5 protein-coding genes and 1 pseudogene are annotated in these 6,993 nt (G+C 67.8%); 3 read left to right on the top strand and 3 right to left on the bottom strand.

What is annotated here, in order from left to right; translation table 11 throughout:
• Positions 1-440 (top strand): Pr6Pr family membrane protein (locus tag DBR34_RS01415; RefSeq protein ID WP_181393871.1); only part of this gene is annotated, 440 nt, incomplete at its 5' end.
• A gap of 144 nt (positions 441-584) precedes the next feature.
• Here DBR34_RS01415 and DBR34_RS01410 read toward each other — a convergent pair.
• Together DBR34_RS01410 and DBR34_RS01405 are read right to left on the bottom strand one after the other, a co-directional pair.
• Positions 585-1,400: a DUF72 domain-containing protein gene (locus DBR34_RS01410; protein ID WP_128095413.1), complete on the bottom strand. Its 816-nt coding sequence runs from the start codon at positions 1,398-1,400 to the stop codon at positions 585-587.
• On the bottom strand, positions 1,397-1,837 hold the full coding sequence (locus tag DBR34_RS01405) for a VOC family protein (RefSeq protein WP_128095412.1): 441 nt from the start codon (positions 1,835-1,837) through the stop codon (positions 1,397-1,399). The genes DBR34_RS01410 and DBR34_RS01405 overlap by 4 nt, the downstream gene beginning before the upstream one ends.
• 131 nt (positions 1,838-1,968) lie before the next feature.
• On the opposite strand from DBR34_RS01405, the gene DBR34_RS01400 reads away from it, so the two are divergent.
• Together DBR34_RS01400 and smrA are read left to right on the top strand one after the other, a co-directional pair.
• Positions 1,969-3,546 carry a serine hydrolase gene (locus tag DBR34_RS01400; protein ID WP_128095411.1) on the top strand — a complete coding sequence of 526 codons (1,578 nt, stop codon included), beginning with the start codon at positions 1,969-1,971 and terminating at the stop codon, positions 3,544-3,546.
• An 87-nt stretch (positions 3,547-3,633) separates the two neighbouring features.
• Positions 3,634-5,464 (top strand): annotated as a pseudogene (gene smrA / locus DBR34_RS01395) (multidrug efflux ABC transporter SmrA).
• A gap of 104 nt (positions 5,465-5,568) precedes the next feature.
• Here the strand turns inward: smrA and DBR34_RS01390 are convergent.
• A partial coding sequence (locus DBR34_RS01390; RefSeq protein ID WP_146186747.1) for a DUF885 domain-containing protein occupies positions 5,569-6,993 on the bottom strand: 1,425 nt, incomplete at its 5' end.

Raw genomic sequence — 6,993 nt, 5'->3', positions numbered from 1 at the left:
TGCGGGGACGCACCGGCGGCATGGCCGCCCCCGCACCCAGCGCCGCGGTGGCGGTGTATATCGGCATCACCGGCCTGGTCTACGTGCTGGTGCTGCGCACGCTGTGGCACCCGCAGGGTCTGCACTGGTGGGCCGACACCGGCCTGCACTACGTGGTTCCGGTGCTGTACCTGCTGGGCTGGCTGGCCGGCCCGCACGGGCAGCTGCGCTGGCGCCAGCTGGGCGGCGTGCTGCTGTTCCCGGCGCTCTACCTGGGCTGGGCGCTGCTGGTGGGGCGATGGAGCGGGCAGTACCCGTATCCGTTCCTTGACCTGGCGGCGCTGGGCGGCATGGGCGTGGCGCGCAACGCGGCCGTGGTGGGGTTGGCCTTCGTGGCACTGGCCGCGCTGCTGTGGCGGATCGACATGCGGATGGGCGCGCGAGCGCACACCGTGGGGTAGGTATCGACCGGTGGTCGTTACGGTGTTGACGCAGGCCGCAACGGCAGCCGACCAACGGTCGGCTCTACGTGCGCAAGCCAAGGCAGCCGGGCAGAGCCCGGCTCTACGCGTGCGCAAGCCAAGGCAGCCGGGCAGAGCCCGGCTCTACGTGGCGCCTACGCGGGCCAGCTGGTCGCGCAGCGCCATCGCCGCGCCTGGGTTGCGCTGCTTGGCCGCACCAATGAACAGCAGGTACACCTCGCGCGGGCCCGACGTCGGTGCTTCGGGGGCCACATGCGGCAGGTCCGGATTGTCCTCGCCGCGGGCCCAGCGCATCGCACGCAGGCACCACTGTTCGAGTGCGCGCTCGGGGTAGCCCGCGCGCAGGTTGGCGCGGGCGTGCATCAGGCGTGCGTAGATGAAGTCCGCGGTGGGGTCGGCGAAGCTGGGGTAGTCGTTGGACCCGCTGAACACCAGCGCCACGTTGTGCGCCCGTGCCACCGCCACCAGGTCCGCGCTCCAGGCGGCCGGATTGCGCACCTCCAGCGCGTGCTGCAACGCGCGCCCGTCGGCCTTGCGCGGCAGTTGATCCAGGAACCGGTCGAACTCCTGCGCGCCGGCCGGGTGGGTGTCGCCGAACTGCCACACCAGCGGTCCCAGGCGATCGCCGAGTGCGACGATGCCATCGATGAAGGCCTCCGCACGCGCGCCCACCGTGGTCAGGTCGTGGGTCTGGGTGATGGTGCGCGGTGCCTTGGCCGAGAAGCGGAACCCGGGCGGGGTCTGCTCGCGCCACTGCGCGTAGACGGCTGGCTTCTGCGCGCGGTAGAACGTGCTGTTGATTTCGATGCAGCCCAGCGCTGCGCTGGCGTGGGACAGCTCTTCGCGCTGCGGCAGCCCGGCCGGATAGAAGGTTCCGCCACGCCACCCCGGGAATACCCAGCCGCCGATGCCGGTACGGATGCGTCCTGCTGTGGTCATGCGCCGTCCGCGTGGGCGCGCCACGGGTCGTAACTGCCGAACCACCACAGGTAGCCTTCCAGGTCACGGCACGCGTAGCCGCGGCCGCCGTAGCCCTGGTCGGCGATGTCCATCACCACCTGCGCGCCGGCGGCCACGGCGCGCGCGTAGTGCGCATCCGGATCGGCCACGATCACGCACGCGCTCTGGGTCTGGCGGCCATCCACCTCGTCCGGGTGCACGCTGTAGCGGCCCCATTCGCTGGCGTTGTCGACCGAGCCGAGCATGATCATGCCGTGGCCGTAGATCAGCTGCGCATGGTGAACGACCTCGCCGTCGACATACACCGCCTGCGGCTCGAAGCCGAACGCGCGCTGCAGCCACGCAATGGCCGCATGCGCATCGCGATAGCGCAGGCAGGGGATGACGGTGGATACGGTATCGGCAGGCGCGGTCATACAGGGCTCCGGGGCGGTCCGCCTTCTGGCACAGGCGAGCCTGAGCGCCCCCGCGTTACCATCGTGCGAAACCCGGCCCAGGCGCGCCTGCGCGCCTCAACGCCCCCGCGACACGCAACTGGAGACACTGCTTGAACACATCCTGGATCGGAGGCGTCGTGCTGCTCGCATGCGCACCTTTGGCATCGGCGGCGGTGCCGGCCGAACTGCAGCGGCTGGACGCCACCGTCGAGCGCGTGCGCGGCACATTCGACGTCCCCGGCATCGCGGTGGCGGTGGTCAAGGACGGCCAGGTCGTGTTCGAACGCGGCTACGGCGTGCGCGAGCTCGGCAAGCCGGCGCCGGTACAGGCCGATACCCTGTTCGCCATCGCCTCCAACACCAAGGCCTTTACCGCCACGGCGCTGAACCTGCTGGCCGAGCAGGGCAAGCTGAAGATGGACGACCGGGTGATCGACCACCTGCCCGGGTTCCGCATGTCCGACGCCTACGTCACCGGCGAGATGCGCATCCGCGACCTGCTCTCGCACCGCAGCGGCCTCAGCCTGGGCGCAGGCGACCTGCTGTTCTGGCCGACCACGACGTACAGCAACCAGGAGGTGGTCGCACGCCTGGCCAAGGTGCCGCTGAAGGCCGGTTTCCGTGATCGCTACGCCTACGACAACATCCTGTATGCGGTGGCCCAGCAGGTGATCGAACAGGTGTCCGGGCAGTCCTACGCCGACTTCCTGCAGCAGCACATCTTCACCCCGGTCGGCATGACCGGCACCCGCTACAACGCCGATCACCTGCAGCCCGGCGACAGCGCGGCGGTTGGCCACGCCAAGTACGACTTCAAGGCCCTGCGCACGGTGGCGCCGCTGACCTGGTCCAACAACGCCGGTGCAGGCGGCATCTACTCCAGCGTGCATGACATGGCGCGCTGGATGAACGTGCAGCTGGCGCACGGCACGCTGGAAAACGGCACGGCGTTGTTCAGCGCCAAAAGCCAGCAGGGCATGTGGCAGATGATCACCCCGCAGGTGGTGCCCGAACCGAGCGTGCCGCAGCTGGCGGCCGCGCGTCCGAACTTCGCCGGCTATGGCGAAGGCTGGAGCCTGAGCGACTACCGCGGCCAGAAACTGGTCTGGCATACCGGCGGCTGGCCGGGCATGGTGTCGCGCGTGACGCTGGTGCCCGAACAGAAGCTGGGCATCGTGGTGCTGACCAACCAGGAAGTGGGCGCGGCCTTCAACGCCATCACCATGGATGTGCTGGACGCCTACCTGAATGCACCGCAGACCGATTGGGTGGCGGCCTATGCCGCGGCCGTGGCCAAGGCGCAGGACAAGGCCGACGAGGGCTGGGCCAACCACCAGGCCGCACGCGATGCGAAGTCCACGCCCTCGCTGCCGCTCGGTGGCTACGCGGGCGGCTACCGGGACGCGTGGTATGGCGACGTCTTCGTCGAGCATAGCGCCGGCAAACTGCGGCTGCGCTTTGGCAAGACCGCGCAGCTGGTGGGCAGGCTGGACCACTGGCAGCACGACACCTTCATCGTGCGCTGGGACGACCGCTCGCTCAATGCCGATGCCTTCGTCACCTTCAGCCTGGACCCGGACGGCAAGGTCCGCGACGTGCGCATGCAGGCGATCTCGTCGTTGACCGATTTCAGCTTTGATTTCCAGGATCTGCTGCTGGTGCCGATCAAGGCCGAGGCCAAGGGCTGAACCGCACGCGCGGCGTGAGCCGCAGGTAAAGGCATGCAGCAGGCCGCGGTGGGATAATCGCGGCCTGCTTTGCTTCGGGGTAAGGGAATGTTCCGCTGGTTCGAGTCGCTGATTCCGGTTTTTCCGCCCATCGACGGGCGCATGCCACCGCGCAAGGTCGTGCCGTTCTACATCCACTACCTGCGCCCGGTGTGGCCGGTGCTGCTGGCCACGCTGATCGCCGGGCTGCTGCTGGCGCTGGTGGAAGTGGCGATGTTCGACTTCCTCGGCCGCATCGTGGACATGGTGGCCGAACAGCCCGGTGCGGGCTTCTTCCAGCGCCATGCCAATGACCTGCTGTGGATGGTGGTCATCACCGTGCTGCTGCGCCCGGTGCTGGTGGGCCTGCACAACCTGCTGGTCAACCAGGCCATCGTGCCGGGGCTGAGCAACCGCTCGCGCTGGCTGATGCACAACTACGTGGTGCGGCAGAGCCTGAGCTTCTTCCAGAACGATTTCGCCGGCAGCATGGCCAACCGGGTGATGCAGACCGGGACCTCGCTGCGCGAATCGGCGGTGCAGATGGTCGATTCGCTCTGGTACATCGTGGTCTACACCGGCACCGCGCTGTACCTGTTCGCGCAGGCCGACTGGCGGTTGATGATTCCGCTGGTGCTGTGGATGGCCGCCTACGTGGTGATCATGTGGTACTTCGTGCCACGCGCGAAGGAACGTGCCTGGATCGCCTCCGAAGCGCGCTCCAAGGCGATGGGCCGGATCGTGGACGGCTACACCAACATTCCCACGTTGAAGCTGTTCGCCCACGGCGGGCGCGAGCAGGCCTATGTGGCCGAGGCGATCGACGAGCTGGCGGCCAAGCACCGCCGGCAGACCCGGGTGACCACCGGCATGGACCTGACCATCGCCATCGTCAACGGCTTCCTGATCGCCGGCACCTGCGGCCTGGCGCTGTGGCTGTGGAACGGCGGGCACATCAGCGTGGGCGCCATCACCCTGGCCACGGGGCTGGTGATCCGCATCCACAACATGTCCGGCTGGATCATGTGGACCATCAACGGGATCTTCGAGGACATCGGCACGGTGCAGGACGGCATCACCACCATTTCCCAGCCGTTGACCGTGCAGGACCGCGACGACGCAACCGCGCTGCAGGTAACCCAGGGCGACGTGCATTTCGACCACATCCATTTCCACTACGGCAAGACCGGTGGGGTGATTGCCGGGCTGGACCTGGTGGTGAAGCCGGGCGAGAAGATCGGCCTGGTCGGCCCGTCGGGTGCCGGCAAGTCGACGCTGGTGAACGTGCTGCTGCGGCTGTACGACCTGGAAAGCGGGCAGATCCGCATCGATGGCCAGGACATCGCCAGCGTCACCCAGGAAAGCCTGCGCCGACAGATCGGCGTGGTGACCCAGGACACGTCGCTGCTGCATCGTTCGATCCGCGACAACCTGCTGTACGGCCGCCCCGACGCCACCGACGCGCAGCTGCGCGCGCCTTGGCCACGGCCGCGCGGAAGCGTTCATCGACACCCTGCGTGATGGCGAAGGTCGTCAGGGCTACGACGCACACGTGGGCGAGCGCGGGGTGAAGCTGTCCGGCGGCCAGCGTCAGCGCATCGCCATCGCGCGGGTGCTGCTCAAGGACGCGCCGATCCTGGTGCTGGATGAGGCGACCTCGGCGCTGGACTCGGAAGTGGAAGCGGCCATCCAGGACAATCTGGACGAGCTGATGGCCGGCAAGACCGTGGTTGCCATCGCACACCGGCTGTCCACCATCGCGCGCATGGACCGGCTGGTGGTGATGGACCAGGGGCGGATCGTGGAAACCGGCACCCATGCCGAGCTGATCGCTGCCGGCGGGTTGTACGCCCGGTTGTGGGCGCGGCAGACCGGGGGCTTCGTCGCCGCCGACGCGTGAGGGATGCCGACCCTGTCGGTCGGCTGCACCGCCCGTAACACCACAAAAAAACGGCCCGGTTCGCACCGGGCCGTTTGCCTGTCCGACGAGGAACCCGGCAGTGCTTACTCGATCGGCTGGTCCAGCATCAGCTGGCGCGCGAAGCGCACCGGCGGGGCGCCGTAGGACAGCATCTGGTCGTGGTAGGCCTTCAGGTTGAACTTCGCGCCCTGCTTGTCCTGCACGGCCTTGCGGGTGTCGAAGTGCTCCTGCGCACCCACGAAGTAGGTCGGCAGCTGGGCCGAGGTCAGCTGCGCACGCACCCACTTGCCCGACGCTTCGCTTTCCTGCTGGAAGGCGTCGTGGGTCATCAGGTGCATCGCCTGCTCACGCGTCCAGTTGTCCACGTGCACGCCCTGGTCCAGGATCGCGTTGGAAATGGTGCGCAGGTAGAACTTCAGCTGCACCAGGTGGAACAGCGGATCGTTGTCCAGGTAGCCCTGCTCCTGCATCATCCGCTCGGTGTACACCGCCCAGCCTTCGGCGAACAGGCCCGAACGCAGCACCGCGCGCAGCGTGGACGGGAACTTGCCCGAATGCCAGCCTTCCAGGTAATGGCCCGGCGTGCCTTCATGGATGCTCAGCAGGTGGATCATGCGGCTGTTGTACTCGCGCAGGAACGAGTCGACCTGCTTGTCGTTCCAGTCGTCGGGAATCGGCGAGACCGCGTAGAAGGTCTTCAGGTTCTTGTCCAGCGGACCCGGCGAATCGCAGTAGGCCACGGCTACGCCGCGCTGGAATTCGGGCATCAGGATGATGTCCACCGGCGAATCGGGCAGGGTCATCAGGTCATGCTTGCGCACGAACTCGGTGGACTGCGCCAGCGCGGCCTTGGCATCGTCGACCACCTTGTCGCGGGCCGGCTTGTCGGCGTAGGCCAGCTCCAGCGCCGCTTCGATCGCCGCCTGCTGCTGTTCGTCGCTCGGGTTGGCCGGCAGTGCCGGGGCACCGGGCTTGTCCTTGAGCACGGTCTGCGCGATGCCGTACATGTCCTGGCGCACGCGCTTGAGTTCGGCGCGTGCACGCTCGCCGATCTCGGCGCGCGACAGCGAGGAGTTCAAGGCGAACTTCAGCTTCTGGTCGTACAGCTCCGCACCGATGCGGAAGTCGCCCTTGGCGTTGGGCACCAGAGTCTTGTCCAGCCAGGTCTGCTGCTCTTCGACGGCCTTCTTCAGGCCATCGATGGCGGCCTGCAGGCGCTTGCCGTCTTCGGCCGGCAGCTCGCCGATGTGCGGGGTGATGAAGGTATCGACGATGCTCAGGATGCCGCGGTTCTGCTTGGCCACGGTCTCGGCATGGATCTTCGGCACGCGGGCCGGGTCCAGGTTCTCGCGGGCCTGGGCGAAGATCTGCGGCAGCTTCTCCATGCGCGCGGTGGCCGACTTCAGGCGCTCGGGCAGCGGTGCGAACTCGCGTGCCATCAGGCCGTAGATCGCGCTGCCGGCAACGCCGTTGTAGATCTGCGGATCCCACTTGGACGACTGCAGCAC

It is taken from the genome of Stenotrophomonas sp. HMWF003 (genome assembly GCF_003061285.1).
In the GTDB taxonomy this organism is placed as follows: Bacteria; Pseudomonadota; Gammaproteobacteria; order Xanthomonadales; family Xanthomonadaceae; genus Stenotrophomonas; species Stenotrophomonas maltophilia_AP.
Note: the sequence above shows the minus strand (reverse complement) of the source record. Positions and strands in the feature narration are given on the sequence as shown.